This window comes from Hymenobacter puniceus, from assembly GCF_014333525.1.
Classification (GTDB): domain Bacteria; phylum Bacteroidota; class Bacteroidia; order Cytophagales; family Hymenobacteraceae; genus Hymenobacter.
In genome coordinates this window covers 648,733-663,986 of record NZ_JACSCX010000003.1, presented here as the reverse complement: position 1 = coordinate 663,986, position 15,254 = coordinate 648,733, and the positions used below count along the sequence as shown (strand labels likewise).

The 15,254-nt window shown below is 57.8% G+C and carries 11 protein-coding genes; 6 read left to right on the top strand and 5 right to left on the bottom strand.

The features are described from left to right. The first annotated feature begins 200 nt into the window (after positions 1–200). On the top strand, positions 201–1,013 hold the full coding sequence (locus H8B14_RS11445) for an OmpA/MotB family protein (RefSeq protein WP_187315763.1): 813 nt from the start codon (positions 201–203) through the stop codon (positions 1,011–1,013). Positions 1,014–1,235: 222 nt separating this feature from the next. Here the strand turns inward: H8B14_RS11445 and H8B14_RS21335 are convergent, their stop codons facing one another. The 3 genes from H8B14_RS21335 to H8B14_RS11430 all read right to left on the bottom strand — a co-directional run bounded on the left by H8B14_RS21335 (position 1,236) and on the right by H8B14_RS11430 (position 5,567). Next, on the bottom strand, positions 1,236–2,183 hold the full coding sequence (locus H8B14_RS21335; RefSeq protein ID WP_187315762.1) for a sensor histidine kinase: 948 nt from the start codon (positions 2,181–2,183) through the stop codon (positions 1,236–1,238). A gap of 4 nt (positions 2,184–2,187) precedes the next feature. Continuing rightward, positions 2,188–2,844 carry a PAS domain-containing protein gene (locus tag H8B14_RS11435; RefSeq protein ID WP_187315761.1) on the bottom strand — a complete coding sequence of 219 codons (657 nt, stop codon included), beginning with the start codon at positions 2,842–2,844 and terminating at the stop codon, positions 2,188–2,190. A 533-nt stretch (positions 2,845–3,377) separates the two neighbouring features. Beyond that, positions 3,378–5,567 (bottom strand): glutamine synthetase III family protein, encoded by a 2,190-nt coding sequence (locus H8B14_RS11430; RefSeq protein WP_187315760.1) that lies wholly within the window; start codon positions 5,565–5,567, stop codon positions 3,378–3,380. A 383-nt stretch (positions 5,568–5,950) separates the two neighbouring features. On the opposite strand from H8B14_RS11430, the gene H8B14_RS21330 reads away from it, so the two are divergent. The 4 genes from H8B14_RS21330 (at position 5,951) to mtaB (ending at position 10,785) form a co-directional block, all read left to right on the top strand. Continuing rightward, on the top strand, positions 5,951–7,801 hold the full coding sequence (locus tag H8B14_RS21330; RefSeq protein ID WP_187315759.1) for an LTA synthase family protein: 1,851 nt from the start codon (positions 5,951–5,953) through the stop codon (positions 7,799–7,801). A gap of 40 nt (positions 7,802–7,841) precedes the next feature. Next, complete coding sequence (locus tag H8B14_RS11420) at positions 7,842–8,195, top strand: hypothetical protein (RefSeq protein ID WP_187315758.1); 354 nt, start codon at positions 7,842–7,844, stop codon at positions 8,193–8,195. 227 nt (positions 8,196–8,422) lie between these two features. Then, positions 8,423–9,319 (top strand): toxin-antitoxin system YwqK family antitoxin, encoded by an 897-nt coding sequence (locus H8B14_RS11415; protein WP_187315757.1) that lies wholly within the window; start codon positions 8,423–8,425, stop codon positions 9,317–9,319. 119 nt (positions 9,320–9,438) lie between these two features. Then, positions 9,439–10,785 (top strand): tRNA (N(6)-L-threonylcarbamoyladenosine(37)-C(2))-methylthiotransferase MtaB, encoded by a 1,347-nt coding sequence (gene mtaB, locus H8B14_RS11410; RefSeq protein ID WP_187315756.1) that lies wholly within the window; start codon positions 9,439–9,441, stop codon positions 10,783–10,785. Between the two features lie 195 nt (positions 10,786–10,980). Here mtaB and H8B14_RS11405 read toward each other — a convergent pair whose 3' ends face one another. After that, positions 10,981–11,646: a helix-turn-helix transcriptional regulator gene (locus H8B14_RS11405; RefSeq protein WP_187315755.1), complete on the bottom strand. Its 666-nt coding sequence runs from the start codon at positions 11,644–11,646 to the stop codon at positions 10,981–10,983. Positions 11,647–12,440: 794 nt separating this feature from the next. Continuing rightward, the gene (locus H8B14_RS11400; protein WP_187315754.1) at positions 12,441–13,679 is read right to left on the bottom strand and encodes an ABC transporter permease; all 1,239 of its coding nucleotides are present in this window, start codon (positions 13,677–13,679) and stop codon (positions 12,441–12,443) included. A gap of 234 nt (positions 13,680–13,913) precedes the next feature. Between H8B14_RS11400 and H8B14_RS11395 the strand changes: the two genes are divergently transcribed. Further along, on the top strand, positions 13,914–15,197 hold the full coding sequence (locus H8B14_RS11395; RefSeq protein WP_261989971.1) for an asparagine synthetase B: 1,284 nt from the start codon (positions 13,914–13,916) through the stop codon (positions 15,195–15,197). The last annotated feature ends 57 nt before the right edge of the window (positions 15,198–15,254 follow it).

Below are 15,254 nucleotides of genomic sequence, written 5' to 3'. Positions count from 1 at the left end.
GCCAGCCGTAACACGGCGAAACGCTGCAACAGCCGGGAGCCTGCTGCTGGGTTAGAGCCTGACAGACTTGCCAGCAAAGTAACACAGAATCCGGACGGCACTCAGGGCGCCAGCAACTCCTCGGTGGCCTAGTCCGTTTGAAACTGTAGTAGTACAGTTGTGCTGTCCCCATCGTTCGCCCTTTTATTCCACCGTTGCCCATGCGTACTTCCCTGATGATGCTGTGCAGTGCCGGTTCTTTGCTGCTCGGCGGCTGCAATGCCAAAGAAATTGCCGCTCTGCAGCAGCAGAATGCGGCCCTGACCTCTTCCCGCGACCAGCTACAGGCCCAGAAAACGGCTCTGGAGCAGGAAAAGGCCCGTAACGAAGAAGCTTTGCGCTCCAGCCTGCTCAACAAAAACCAGCAGGTAAACCAGCTCAACCAGAATCTGAGCGGAGCAGAGCAGGCCAATACAGCTCTTTCTGCCGACCTACGCTCCAAGGAACAGCGCATTGCTGAAATGCAGCGCATTCTGGAGCAAAAAGATGCCGCCGTGAAAGCGCTACGCCAGAAAGTGGGCGACGCGCTGCTGGGCTTCAATGCCCAGGATCTGCAGGTGAATGTAAAAAATGGAAAAGTTTACGTGTCGCTGTCCGAACAGCTTCTTTTCAAGTCGGGCTCGACGAAAGTGGATCCGAAAGGCCAGGAGGCGTTAAAAAAACTGGCTACTGCCTTACAAGGCAACCAGGACGTGAACGTGCTGGTGGAAGGCCACACCGACAACGTGCAGCTGAAAGGCGTTGTGAATGGAGCCAAAGACAACTGGGACCTAAGCGTGCTGCGCGCCACGGAAATCACGCGCATTCTAACCAGCGCCGGCCTGCCCGCCGCTCAGGTGACTCCCTCCGGCCGTAGCGAGTTTATGCCGGTAGCCAGCAACGATACGCCCGCCAACAAGGCCATCAACCGCCGCACCGAAATCATCCTGACGCCGAAACTGGATGAGCTGTTTCAGATTTTGGAGGCTAATTAGCAAAGCTGATTTTCTAGCTTTCTCAGGTTAATTGAATTTTGTGGACGGAACTACATTCGCGTCCTTGCATACAACTGCCGACTGCTCTTCAGAGCAGTCGGCAGTGTTGTTAAGTGGAAAATACACGTTGCAGCAGATCACAAGCAGCGTCTTCATGAGCGACTAAGAACGACGAGGCCCCAGATAGAGGGGCATAAGACGGAAACAACAGAAAGGCGCGCATCAGGCGCGGAACGTCCCGATGAATGTGGTGCCCACGCCTGGCTCACTGCTCACAGCAATGCCCTCGTTCTCAATGAGTCGTTTAATCATGTAAAGCCCAACGCCCGACCCTTCGACGTGGGTGTGCAGGCGTTGAAATACCTGAAACAAGCGCCCCTGCTGCGCTTGGTTTAAGCCCAGGCCATTATCCTGCACGGTCAGCGTTACCACCCTGGCCTGCTGCTCAGCTCGCACCCAGATGTGGGCTGGCCGCTCAGGAGCACGGTATTTCACGGAGTTGCTGAGCAGGTTATACACGATGGAGCGCAGGTTGGCCGGGATGAAGTTGATCTGTAGCTCTGCCGGTATATGCAGGTGCACTGTGGCCTCGGCCGCCTTTATTTCGGCGGCCAGATCGTGGCATACAGCCTCCAGCAGGGGCTCCAGCATCACCGGTTGAGTCGGGCCTGCCTGGCTCTGCTGTAAGCGCACCAAGTCGGAGAGCTGCGTGATGGTGACGCGGAAGCGGCTGACCGTGTCCTGCAGCAAGCGCAGTGGCTCAGCCACCAGCTGCGTCTGTTGCACCTCGGCCGGCAGTACCTCGTGCAGGGTCAGTAACAGGCCCTCAATGTTGGTGATTGGCGCTTTGAGGTCGTGCGAGGCGGTGTAGACAAAGGTATCCAGGTCCGCGTTGGTGCGCTGCAAGTGGGCATTGCTCTCGCGCAGCTCCTGGGTACGCTCCTGCACGCGGGTTTCCAGCGCCTGGTTGAGCTGCTCAACTTGCTGGCGGGCGCGCACCTGCTCGCTCACGTCATACGTGAAGTCCATCACCCCGTCGATGTGGCCCTGCACATCGCGCAACGGATGTAGGGAGATGTTTAGAAAGACCTGCACCGGCTGCCCGTTGCCGTGAAAGTCAAACCAGCCTTCCATTTCGCGCAGGTAGACCGGCTCCCCAGTTAGGTACACCTAATCAAATAAGGCCACAACCCCCAACTCGACGGATTCCGGGGGTTCCCTCCCGAAATGGCCGGCCCAGAAAGGAGCGGTGCGGAAACAAGCTCTGGTAGGCGGGGTTAACGAACTGGTAGATGTGGTCTGGCCCCTGGTAAACGGCAATGTATGCGGGCATCTGCGTGAGCACCTCGCGGAAGCGTTGGCGCTGCTGCTCGGCCACGGCAAAAGCTTCTTGCTCAGCCTGCATGCTGGCCAGCAGCTGCCGCTCGGCCTGGCGGCTAGTGGTGATGTCCTGCACGGATTGAATGATGAACTGCACCTGCCCCTGCGCATCAAGCACCGGCGTGTGGCGCGGCTGCCAGTAGCGCTCAACGAACTGGCCGGGCTGCGTGCGGTCGGGCACATCGTAGTGCTGGGGCGCCATTTCGTGTGGCCGTTTTGTCGCCATCACCTGCTGCAGGGAGGCGCGTACGTTTGCTACGGCGTTGGCCTCGGGGGTTTGGGGATTGTCGGGAAAGGCCTCGAAGATGAACTGTCCCACAATTGTATCTCGCTGGGTCAGGGTCGCGGCCAGGTAGTCATCGCTGGCACCCAGTATCACCCAGTCCGGAGACAGCAAGAGGGTAGCGCCGGGCTGAGCGTTAAAGACAGACAGGAAATCTAGTGCAGGCATTAATTAGGCAATAAGAGCGGGATACAGGTCGAGGAAATACGATTTGCGGACCAAAATTTCAACCAAGCATCTGGGTTTGCCCCCGCCAGGGCACATCTGCCAGAGCAACCAGCTAAATAAAGATGCTTTACCAAAATGGTCGTTCACACAATATTACAACCGGCATGTTCAAAACACCTCACGCAAACGCGCCGGGAAACAGAGTTTCAAGTGCGTCTGCATCAGCAGTAGTACAGTTCAAAACAGGTCTCTAATCTGGTTTGCCGCAGGAGCCAATGCTGAGCTGGCTTAAGTTAAGGGCAGGCGTGCCGCCGGGAATGGTGGCGGATACCTGCATACTGCTGCTACACGACTGCTTACTGCTGACGAGACCAAGCACGGCCTGACGGTATCCATCAGGCCGTGTTTCTTATGCCTTATGCAGCGTACTGGATGGGCACAAAAAAACCGTCCCCACCCGGAAACGGCCTTTCTGAAATCATGACCCAGAGAAAATTCCCACCCAACTCCGGGTCCGATTCTGAACGCTGGGCTTAGTGCCGGAACAATAGTTCACGGTACTTCACCAGCGGCCAGTCCTCATCGGCCACCATCAGCTCCAGCTTGTCAGCCGAGCGGCGGATGGCGTCGAAATGCGCTTTGACAGTGTCGCAGTAGGCAATGGCCCGCTCACGCGTGTCGTCAATCTTGTTGGCCACTTTGCGGCTGTTCACCATCTCTTCCACCTGCGTTTTGATGGTGAAGATGTGCCGCGAAATAGCTTTGATGGTGTCTACTGTTACCTGAGAGTACTCATCGTCGAGGCCCAGTTCCCGCAGGCCCTGTACGTTGCTCACCAGCTTGGTCTGATACGCTACGGCCGTCGGGATGATATGGTTGACGGCGAGGTCGCCCATCACGCGGCTCTCAATCTGAATCTTTTTGATGTAGTCTTCCAGCAGAATCTCGTGGCGGGCGTGCAGCTCCACGTGCGAGAAAATGTTGTGACGCTCAAACAAGTCCGACGACTCTTTCTCCACCATGGCGTCGAGGGCCTGGGGTGTGGTAGGCACGTTGGACAGGCCACGCTTGGCGGCTTCGTCTTTCCACTCGTCGGAGTAGCCGTTGCCTTCGAAGCGGATGCTTTTCGAGCTGATAACGTACTCGCGCAGCACTTCCACGATGGCCACTTCCTTCTTCTTGCCCTGCTCAATCAGCGCATCCACCGACGTTTTGAAGTCGATGAGCTGCTCCGCTACAATAGCATTCAGCGTGGTCATGGCCGACGAGCAGTTGGCGCTGGAGCCCACGGCGCGGAACTCGAACTTGTTGCCGGTGAAGGCGAAGGGCGAGGTGCGGTTGCGGTCGGTGTTGTCGAGCAGGATGGCCGGAATCTTATCGATGCCGAGCTTCAGATAGATGTTGTCGCCTTTGTCGAGGGGCACTTTAGCGGTGCGCTCCAGCTCATCCAGCACCGAGTCCAGCATCGACCCCACGAACACCGACATGATGGCCGGTGGGGCTTCGTTGGCGCCCAAGCGGTGGTCGTTGCTGGCCGAGGCGATGCTGGCGCGCAGCAAATCGGCGTAGCGGTGCACGGCCTTGATGGTGGTGATGAAGAACGTCAGGAACTGTAGGTTCTCCTTCGGACGGCGGCCGGGCGCGAGCAGGTTCACGCCGGTATCGGTGCTCATGGCCCAGTTGTTGTGCTTGCCCGAGCCATTGACGCCGGCAAACGGCTTCTCGTGCAGCAGCACTTTGAAGTTGTGCTTGTCGGCCACGCGCTCCATGATGTCCATGAGCAGCTGGTTGTGGTCAACGGCCAGGTTGGCATCCTCGAAGGTCGGGGCGCACTCGAATTGGTGCGGGGCTACCTCGTTGTGGCGGGTGCGCAGCGGAATGCCCAGCTTGTTGGCTTCCTCTTCGTACTCCAGCATGTAGGCGTGCACGCGGGCCGGAATTGAGCCGAAATAGTGGTCTTCTAGCTGCTGGCCTTTGGCCGGCGAGTGGCCGAACAGCGTGCGGCCGGTCATCACCAGGTCGGGGCGGGCGTTGAATAGGGCGCGGTCGACGAGGAAGTACTCCTGCTCGATGCCCAGCGTGGTGTGCACGCGGTTTACATCCTTATCAAAGTACTGGCACACATCCACGGCGGCCTTTTCCAGACGGGCCAGCGACTTCAGCAGCGGGGCTTTGTAGTCGAGAGCCTCGCCGGTATAAGCGACGAAGATGGTAGGGATGCAGAGGGTTTTGGCGCCGGCGGTTTCAATGATGAAAGCGGGCGACGTCGGGTCCCAGGCAGTGTAGCCGCGGGCCTCAAACGTGTTGCGGATGCCGCCGTTCGGGAACGACGAAGCATCGGGCTCCTGCTGCACCAGCGCCGAACCTTTGAAGTTCTCAATTGGCCGACCGTCGGAGTTCAGGTCGAAGAAGGAATCGTGCTTTTCGGCCGTAGCGCCGGTCAGGGGCTGGAACCAGTGCGTATAGTGCGTGGCGCCCTTAGCCATGGCCCAGGTTTTCATGGCCGAAGCCACGGCGTCGGCTACGCTGCGCTCTACCGGGCTGCCCAGTTTAATGGCGCTTTGCAGCTTCTTGAAATACTCGCCGGGCATGGTAGCCCGCATAGCATCCAGGTTGAATACGTTCTTGCCGAAGCTGTCGGAGCGACGCTCACCACTGCTTTCTACCGTTAGCGGCTGACGCTGATCAACCAGTTCAAGTGCTTTAAAGCGAAGAATTGCCATGAAAGTGGTAAGCGGGAATTAGTAGATAGACCAGTTTGAGAGATACAAAGGTTATAGATCAGAGCTTACTTTCCAAACCTACCCTCGAAATTGAAGGCATTATTTTCAAAAACCTGTCATTTTGAACCAACACCCCCCCTTCACAAGCGCACAATTTTTAAATAATCTGTAAAAACCACCTTATACCCCCTCTTTTACTGACACCATAGAGATGCTGAGAAGTGAGGTAAGTACTCACTATATCTATATGGGCTCTTACTTATTATAAAGAAGGCCGACTTCGTTAGGTATCGCGCCCTCCGCTTAACGGGCTGGCTATTGGCTACGGGCCGTAGATAGGGCACGTTGCAGTGGGCATGCGGCGCAGGCGTTACCTTTGGGGCGTGAAAAACCGCTTTGCGTTTCAGCCACGCTACTTCCTGTTCTGGCTGCTCTTCTTTTTCGGTAACCGGGCGCTGTTTCTGCTGTATCATTTTGGCCGGACGGCTACCCTGCCGGCAGGCACGGTGGCCGGCACGTTCGGCTACGGGCTGCGGCTGGATGCTTCGGCTGCGGCCTACCTGAGTTTGGTGCCATTTGGGGTGGTGCTGGCCGGCAGTCTGCTGGGCCGGCGCCTGCCCACCGACCGGCTGCTGCGCTTCTATACGGCCATAATGGGCGTGGTAGTAGCGTTTCTGAGCACCGCCGACCTGGAGCTGTACCGCACCTGGGGCTTCCGGCTTGATGCCACGCCGCTGCAATACCTGAACTCGCCGGCGGAAATGGCGGCCTCCGCGGGCAGCGCACCGCTACTGCTGCTAGCGGGGCTATATGCGGGTCTGCTGCTGCTAGGCTGGCTGCTCTACCGGCTAGTGGTGGGCAAACTACCAGCGCTGCCGGCCGGCTTCGGGCGGGGGCGCGCTGCACTAGTATGCGTGCTGTATGCGGTGCTGCTGGTGGTGCCGCTGCGAGGCGGCGTGCAGCAGATTCCAGTGAACCAGAGCGACGTATATTTTGCCCAACAGCCTTTTGCCAACCACGCTGCCGTCAACCTGCCCTGGAATGTGGTCAACTCGCTGACAATGCGCGAAGCTGACCCGGCGCGCTACCGGTTTCTGCCCGACAGCACCGCCCGGCAGCTGATGCGCCCGCTCTACACCTACACCGCCCCCGACACCGCACGCCTGCTGCGCACCACGCGCCCCAACATCGTCTTTATCATTCTGGAAAGCTTCACGGCGAAATTCGTGGCCGGCACTGGTGGTGAGGCTGGCGTGACGCCTAACCTAGACAGCCTGGCCCGCACCGGCGTGCTGTTCTCCAATATCTATGCGGCCGGCGACCGAAGCCAGAAGGGTCTGGTGGCGCTGCTGTCGGGCTACCCCAGCCAGCCCACGTCGGGCGGTATCATCAAGTATCCGCGCAAAACCGAGCAACTGCCGCACCTGCGCCAGTCGCTGGGGAGGGCGGGCTACAGCTCGCACTATTACTACGGTGGCGAGCTGGCTTTTGCCAATATGAAAAGCTACCTGCGCGCCGCTGGTTACGATGGCCTCACGGAGCGCGAAAACTTCCCCCAGAGCCAGCAAAACTCCAAGTGGGGCGCCCACGACCACGTGCTCTTTGACCAGGTGCTGGCCGATTTGCGCACCCAGCCACAGCCGTTTTTCGTGACGGCTTTCACGCTCAGCAGCCACGAGCCGTTTGAGATTCCCATTGCCCCGAAGTTCAAAGGCACCACCGAAACGGCGCTTTTCCGCAACTCAGTGTATTACACCGATTGGGCGCTGGGCCGGTTTCTGCAGGTTGCCCGCCAACAGCCCTGGTACGACAACACGCTGCTGGTGCTGGTGGCCGACCACGGCCACGCGCTGCCCGGCAACAGCGCCGCCCAAGAACCGGCCAAGTTCCGGATTCCGCTAGTGCTGGCCGGCGGCGCGCTGCGGCCCGAAGTGCGCGGCCGGGTGCTGGGCAACCTGGGCTCCCAGACCGACGTGGCGGCGACGCTGCTGGCCCAGTTGCAGTTGCCCACCACCGACTACCGCTGGAGCCGCAACCTGCTGCGCCCCGTGCTGGAGCCCTCCGCCTTTTACTGCTACACCGATGGATTCGGCTTCATCACGCCCCCCGGTTTCCTGGCCTACGACAACGTGGCACGGCAACCCATCATCCGCAGCCGCGGCGTAACGGCGCGGCAGGTGCAGCAGGGCCAAGCCTACGAGCAGCTGTCGTTTGCCGATTATCTGGGGAAGTAGTCACTCGTTTTGTAGCTAAATTCCCGCTTGCTGTAGCTGTATGAAAGAACTGCTTTTCGTGTACAACGCTAACGGCGGCCCGCTGAACGGCCTGCTGGACACGCTGCACAAAACACTGTCGCCGGGCACCTACGACTGTGCCTTATGTGCCCTCACCTACGGCGCTTTCACCATGCGGCCCGAGTGGCGCGAGTTTCTGCAGAATCTGCCCATCCAGCCCACCTTCCTGCACCGCGACGAGTTGCGTGCCCAGCACCCAGAACTCGTCGGCCAGCCCCTGCCTGCCGCGTTTCAGCGCACTGCGGGCGGCAGCTGGCACCCTTTTCTGACACCACAGGAGCTAAGCCAGACCGATTTGCCCGGCCTGATGGCGCTGGTGCGGGACCGGCTGTAGATTCCAGCCAGTCTGGCGACACAAAGGACTACCTCAGAAACGCGGCTACAAGTTCTGGCCGCTTGATTTGCTGTGAGTTACTTTTCTTGGAGTTGCTGTAGAGGCCTACAGGATTGCTCCCTATTTTAACTGACTTACCTCACGGAGAAGCATATATTACAGCTCAACTACCACGAAATTGCTGCAATGGTTGAATTTTGCTTACTCATAGGCTTTCTATAAAATATATGATTCAACGATTAACCATTTTGTTTGGGCTCTTAGCAACTAGCTGCCATGACGGTGATGAGAAGTCCACCTACGCCTATCGTCGTAATCCAGATGGGGAGGTTATTCGCACAGAAATGCGGCATGGCTCGGCCAACGGCCGCATTATCGCTTACACCCCAAACGGGAAAATAAACGCCATCATGCATGTGCAGGATAGTGTGCTCACGGGTAATACTTACCGTTTTTACCCTAGTGGACATGTGGCGCAAATCACACCTTATGCTCGCGGCTACATGAATGGGCGAGTGCGACAATTTTACGATAGTGGTGGGCTCAAATCAATTGAAACCTATGTCAAAGATGAAAAAACGGGACCTGCACGAGGCTATTACCCCAACGGGAGCCTTCAGTATACCGTCAAATTTTGGCGGGGACAAGCGACAGGTGACTACCTCGATTTTTATGAAGTACCTCCTAATCGGGTGCGCCGACGTGTCGAGTACGTATTAGTGCGGGGCAAGCAATGGGGAAACGGTCATATTGATTATAGTCCTACTGGGGCCATCACTAAGCGTTTTGAACAGCTGGACGCAATATTCAACCAGCCTCGGTATTCACTGAGCGATACAGTTGTATTGACCCTTCGCCTTCATGGCCCTCAGTTCAAGCGCTTAAAAGCAACTGTTGCTGACTTCGATTCGCTATTTAACGGCAATGACACCACCGCAGGCCACGTGGTATACGGCCATCGTGGATCAATTCGAATCCCCCTACTGCCTCGACATACTGGGTTGAATTATGTGCGGGGATACGTGACTGATTACGATTCTGGAGCCTCGCCTCAGAAGGGGTCGGTGTATCAAATGAAAGAAAAGAACGTCTACTTTCAGAGTAGATATTGGGTTGATTTGTAATCTTCCCCACAAGGTAGGCCAACCAAAAGCAAAGGGGGGCATTTCTCAGTTCCAAGTCCATTGGTTTACAGCCACTGCCGCAAACCCGCAACTTCCGCCGTATCTTTGCCGCCTTGTTTATGGAAATGGAAACCAGAAAAGTTGCCTTTTACACGCTGGGCTGCAAGCTCAATTTCTCCGAAACTTCCGCCATCGGCCGGCAGTTTGAAGAACACGGCTTCGTGAAAGCGGCCTTCGAGGACGCGGCCGATATCTACGTCATCAACACCTGCTCCGTCACGGACCACGCCGACCGCAAGTGTCGGAAGGTGGTGAAGGAGGCCCTCAAGCACAACCCCGAGGCCTTCGTGGCCATTGTAGGCTGCTACGCCCAGCTCAAACCCCAGGAAATTGCCGAAATCCCGGGCGTGCACGCCGTACTGGGTGCCGCCGAGAAGTTTCAGCTGGTAGAAACACTGGCCGGCTTCCAGAAGCCGGCCGCTGGCCAGCCCGGCCAGGTGTTTGCCTCCCCTATTTCCGAAGCCACCGAGTTTCACGCGGCTCACTCCTACGGCGACCGGACGCGCACCTTCCTGAAAGTGCAGGACGGCTGCGACTACTCGTGCTCGTTCTGCACCATTCCGCTGGCGCGCGGGGCCAGCCGCTCGGGCTCGGTACAAAGCGTGGTGGAGCGCGTGCAGAAGCTGGCTGAAACCGGCGTTAAGGAAATCGTGCTGACCGGCGTCAACCTCGGCGACTTTGGCCTGCAGGGCCCCGACCGGGAGCGGAAAGAGAACTTCTTCGACCTGGTGCAGGCCCTGGATGAAGTGGAAGGCATTGAGCGGTTCCGCATCAGTAGCTGCGAGCCGAATTTGCTGTCCGACGAGATTATCCGGTTTGTGGCGCAGTCCAAGCGGTTTATGCCGCACTTCCACATTCCGCTGCAGTCGGGCTCCAACAAGATTCTGGGCCTGATGCGCCGCCGCTACCGCCGCGAGCTATACGTGGAGCGGGTGCGCCTCATTAAAGAGGTGATGCCGCACGCCTGCATCGGCGTGGACGTCATCGTGGGCTTTCCCGGCGAAACGGAAGCCGATTTTCTGGAAACCTACCAGTTTCTCAACGAGCTGGACGTGAGCTATCTGCACGTATTCCCGTACTCGGAGCGCGAAAATACGCTGGCGCCTACCCTGCCCGGCCGCGTGCAGGACCGCCACCGCCACGAGCGCACCACCCAGCTGCGGGGCTTGTCGGAAAAGAAAAAGCGTTATTTCTACGAGCAGCACGCGGGCCTGGAAACCGCCGTACTCTTCGAGGACGACGTGACCAACGGCCAGATGGAAGGCTTCACGCCCAACTACATTCGCGTAGTGGCCAAATATGACCCGCTACTGGTAGGCGAGCTAAAACGCCTGCGCCTCACCGCCGTGACACCCCAGAACCTAATGGAAGCCGAGGAGTTGGGCCTTGAGGTGTTCCAGCACTAGGTTCGTGCCGGCTTGCGGCAGCTGTTATTGTAAGCAGCGCGAAGCAACCCGTCCTTCCCGCGAGACACACAGCCCTAACGGAGAAGCCCTCCGGCGTTAGTGTATCACACTACTGCCGGAGGGCTTCGTTGTAAGGAAAGTGTCTGTTATGAGAGGCAGGATTGGCTGCGCTGTTGAACACAACTAAAGATCAGGCTACATCCGGCGCTGCATAAGGTCCAGCATTTGCTGCATCAGGCGTTGCTGGTCCTGCAGATGCTGGTTGCGCAGCTCAGCCATAGCGAGCTGGTGGGCCATTTGCTGAGTGTATAGCGCCGTTTGCCAAGCCGCATCGGGGGCCGGAGCAGCTGCTACAACTGGTGCAGTTGGCGCTGAAACTACGGCCGGTGCGGGTGCCGGAGCCGGCATGGCGGGAATTTCAATAGGAGCCTCGGCAACTGGCGTGCGTTGAGAAGTTGGGGCTGAAACAAGTGCAGGCTGAGAGGCAGCAGCTTCCGGCTTAGCGGGTTCGAGCTCAGCTTCAGTGGCAACGGGCGCAACTGCTGGCGGCAGAGCCTGGGCAGTTTCAACGGAACCAGCGGCAACTGCAGCGGCGGCCGGCGGTGTAGTAGGCGCTATCGGGCTGGACACCAGCATAGGCCCCACGCCCTCAATCAACCAATCTTTAGAAACATTTGGGTACACTTCAAATACCTTACACAAAAGGTCAAAACCAGGTTTATTACGCTCTTCCACAAGATGTTGCACCACGGTTGCCGTCTTATCAAGAGAGTTAGCAAATGCGTTTTTGCTTATTCCCAAATGAGAAATAAGCTGCACAAAACGCTGCCCTACTGTTGTATTGTTAACCATATTACCCAAATGATTTTATATGCAAATGTATATAAAATCATTTGATTTATTCTCCGCCATGTAACGACACGCTCGCCACCTAACCGCAGTTGTTCAGCCGAGCCGCCGCACGAGTTGAGCGGCATAACCAGCTATTTACTCCTGCCAGGGTAGGCGCTCGGCGCTCGGTTCACCGATTTAAGTGATACTGCGTGGCCGGTTCTGATACGCCCTGATAGCTGTTCTGGACCTTAACAGACAATGGATACTTCTACTTTGACAGCACATAATACACTGCATCTGTCCGGACGTGGACTTCATTAATGCAGCCTATCGTATGCCCGTTGTAGCAACATTCCCGCACAACTAGCTGCAGTTGCTGTCGCAGGCTCGCCAGCATATCATGCTAAGCTGGTGTACTTAAAACGCGTTTGGGAATTTGTAAAACAGTGTTTCTGTCCTGCTGGGCTTGTCAAAGCATCTCTCCCGCCTCGTTGCAGTAGTAACCCAACGAGGCGAGAGATGCTTCGATAAGCCCAGCAGGACGCTCTTCGCAAATTCCCAAATACGTTCTTAAGTGGTCTAGCGCAGCAACTGTCGATTGATACGCCACGCTACAGTTGAATGAGGCAAGTGGTACCGGTAGCACCTAGAAACGCGCAGGTTTATCAGATCTGACAACGGGCGAAACACTGGTTCACCAGCCCACGTCAGCTTACGCAGGTGGTGTTTGTGCCCCCTATCCTATCTGTATACCAGCCCAGCCAGGCCGCCATGGGTTACTACTTTGTGTAGCGACAGCGGGAGTTTGCACCGGATCGACTCTACTCGTAGCGTAGGCTTTCAATGGGGTCGAGGGCGGCGGCTTTGCTGGCCGGATAGTAACCGGAGGCCAGTCCTACAGTAACGCAGATAACCAGCCCCATTGACATCCACAGCCACGGCACAATGAACGCGCCCTGCTCCATGAATAGCGTGAGCAGGTTGCCGCCGCCCACGCCCAGCACGATGCCCAGCACCCCGCCCAGCACGCAAATCACAATGGCCTCGATGAGGAACTGCTGCCGGATCTGGCGGGCCGTGGCGCCCAGCGCCTTCCGGATCCCTATTTCGCGGGTCCGCTCCGTTACCGATACCATCATGATGTTCATCAGGGCAATGCTGGCGCCAAGCAGCGTGATGAAGCCCACCAGAAAGCCCCCTACTTTCAGGCCACCGCTCAGCTCATCGAGCTTGGCGGCCATGGAGTCGGAACGCTCCACCTCGAAGCTGTCTTCCTGGCCCAGCGCATCGTGGCGCACGGCGCGCATGATGCCGGTGGCCTGGCCCGTGAGGTAGTTGAGCTCCTCGGGGCGGGTGGTGGCCGTTTTCACGTCGAAGGTGAGGGCGCGCTGCCGGGGCAGTTGGTTGCCGGTTTCCAGCGGGATGAGCACCATCCGGTCGGCGCCGCCGCCCTGGCCGCTGCTGCCGCTTTTCTCCAGCACGCCCACCACCTGAAAGCGCCGCCCCAGCAAATACACGTACTTGTTCAGGCCGCTTTCCGACGGATACAGCTTGTCTTTCACCTCGGAGCCAATGATGGCCACGTTGGTGCCGTTGTCGAGCTCCAGCGACGAGAAGGTGCGGCCCGTGCCCAGGGTGTAGCTCTGGATCTGCAGGTAGTTTTCGTCGCCGGCCACCACCTGAATGTTGGGGTTGGTTTTCTGGCCGTTGCCCTTCACTTCGGTGGCGCCCGATATAAAGGCTGAAATGCCCACCTGCGCTTCGTCGCTGAGCTGCTCTTTGTATTTTTTGGCTTGCAGCAGATTGATGGGCGGATACACCTTGCCTTGCACCCCACCCCGGCGAAACCGGTTGGTGTAGCCTTTCGCCTTCATTTCAAAGGAATTAGCGCCCAGGCTGGCAAACGTCTGATTCAGCGAATATTTCATGGCATCAATGGCCGTGAGAATCCCCACCAGCGCCATAATACCAATACTCACGATGAGGGCCGTAAGAATAGTACGAAGCAGGTTGCTCTTGATGGAGCGAAACGCTTCCCGAATGTTTTCCAGCAGATCCATACGTCGTCAAATTCCGGCCAATCTACACATTTGCGGCGGGTTTTTCGTGTATTTTTCCGAGGCTGCTTGTTTGCTGATTCCAGCCGCTGACAGCGCGGAACCGGAACTGCCACCGCCCCGTTCTGGCTGGCACAGCCCCTAGCTGCTACCGGCTGCCTGGCTGTGCTGGCAACAGTAAGTTGAGTACCTTGAGCGGTGGTTGAACGCGGCCGGACGGCTTTATTTTCTTTGGCTATGATACACAGCAAACAACGATTCCGGGCCTGCCTGCTGGTGCTGCTCTGCCTGCTGGCCGGGCCGGGCGCCGCCTGGGCCAACCAGGTGCTCATCCCGATGGACAACACTCAGAAAGAGCACCTGAAGGCCTACGGCATTGCCTACTGGCTGCTCGGCAAGCAGATAGAAGTGGACTGGCTGCTCAACTACCGCGGCGGCTCCTTTGCCTGCGAAGTAGCGCCGGGTGTGGAAAATGAGCTGGCTGTGCGCGGCGTCACGTACCAGGTGATTTCGGCGGCTCAGTACAACGGCATCCTCTCCGAAATAGCCGACCCCAATGCCAACATGGACATCATGAAGCTGGAGAAGGTGCCCAAAATTGCGGTATACACACCCAAAGGCAAGCAACCCTGGGACGACGCCGTGACGCTGGTGCTGGGCTACGCCGAAATTCCCTACGACCAGATCTACGACGACGACGTGCTCGACGGCAAGCTGCCCAAGTACGACTGGCTGCACTTGCACCACGAAGACTTTACGGGTGAGTACGGCAAATTCTTCGCTCAATACCGCAACCGGCCCTGGTACCAGCAGCAGCAGCGCGACTCGGAAGCCACGGCCAAGCGGCACGGCTTTGCCAAAGTCAGCCAGATGAAAGCCGCGGTGGTGGTGAAGATGCAGGAGTTTATTGCCGGCGGCGGGTTTCAGTTTGCTATGTGCTCGGCCACCGACACCTACGACATTGCCCTCGCCGGCCTGGGCGTAGACATGGTGGAGAGCATGTACGACGGCGACGCTGCCGACCCGGCCGCGCAAAGCAAGCTCAACTTCAACCGCACGCTGGCCTTCCAGAACTTCCAGCTGGTGCGCGACCCGTACCAGTACGAGTACAGCAACATCGATATGCAGCCCCAGGAGCGCGGCGTGTACGAAGACAACGACTACTTCCAGCTGTTCACGTTCTCGGCCAAGTACGACCCGGTGCCCACCATGCTCACCCAAGACCACGAAAAAACCATCAAGGGCTTCATGGGCCAGACTACAGCGTTTCGCAAGCAGCTGGTGAAACCCGACGTGGTGGTGATGGGCGACAACAAGGCCTCAGGCGAAATCCGCTACATGCACGGCACGCTGGGAAAAGGCACCTGGACCTTCTATGGCGGCCACGACCCCGAGGACTACCAGCACCTGGTGGAGGAAGAGCCCACCGATCTGGCGTTGCACCCCAACTCGCCCGGCTACCGCCTCATTCTCAACAATGTGCTGTTTCCGGCTGCTAAAAAGAAGAAACAGAAAACCTGAGTTGAGATTTCGCTTTTATTGGCAAAGTCAGCTGTCAGTTCGGGTATCGGGAGACTT

What these genes read in the sequence shown, in the direction of transcription:
- H8B14_RS11430 (WP_187315760.1), bottom strand. Translation starts at nt 5,567, where the DNA reads ATGGCAATTCTTCGCTTTAAAGCACTTGAACTGGTTGATCAGCGTCAG.
- H8B14_RS11415 (WP_187315757.1), top strand. Translation starts at nt 8,423, where the DNA reads ATGATTCAACGATTAACCATTTTGTTTGGGCTCTTAGCAACTAGCTGC.
- H8B14_RS11400 (WP_187315754.1), bottom strand. Translation starts at nt 13,679, where the DNA reads ATGGATCTGCTGGAAAACATTCGGGAAGCGTTTCGCTCCATCAAGAGC.
- H8B14_RS11395 (WP_261989971.1), top strand. Translation starts at nt 13,914, where the DNA reads ATGATACACAGCAAACAACGATTCCGGGCCTGCCTGCTGGTGCTGCTC.
- H8B14_RS11420 (WP_187315758.1), top strand. Translation starts at nt 7,842, where the DNA reads ATGAAAGAACTGCTTTTCGTGTACAACGCTAACGGCGGCCCGCTGAAC.
- mtaB (WP_187315756.1), top strand. Translation starts at nt 9,439, where the DNA reads ATGGAAATGGAAACCAGAAAAGTTGCCTTTTACACGCTGGGCTGCAAG.
- H8B14_RS11445 (WP_187315763.1), top strand. Translation starts at nt 201, where the DNA reads ATGCGTACTTCCCTGATGATGCTGTGCAGTGCCGGTTCTTTGCTGCTC.
- H8B14_RS11435 (WP_187315761.1), bottom strand. Translation starts at nt 2,844, where the DNA reads ATGCCTGCACTAGATTTCCTGTCTGTCTTTAACGCTCAGCCCGGCGCT.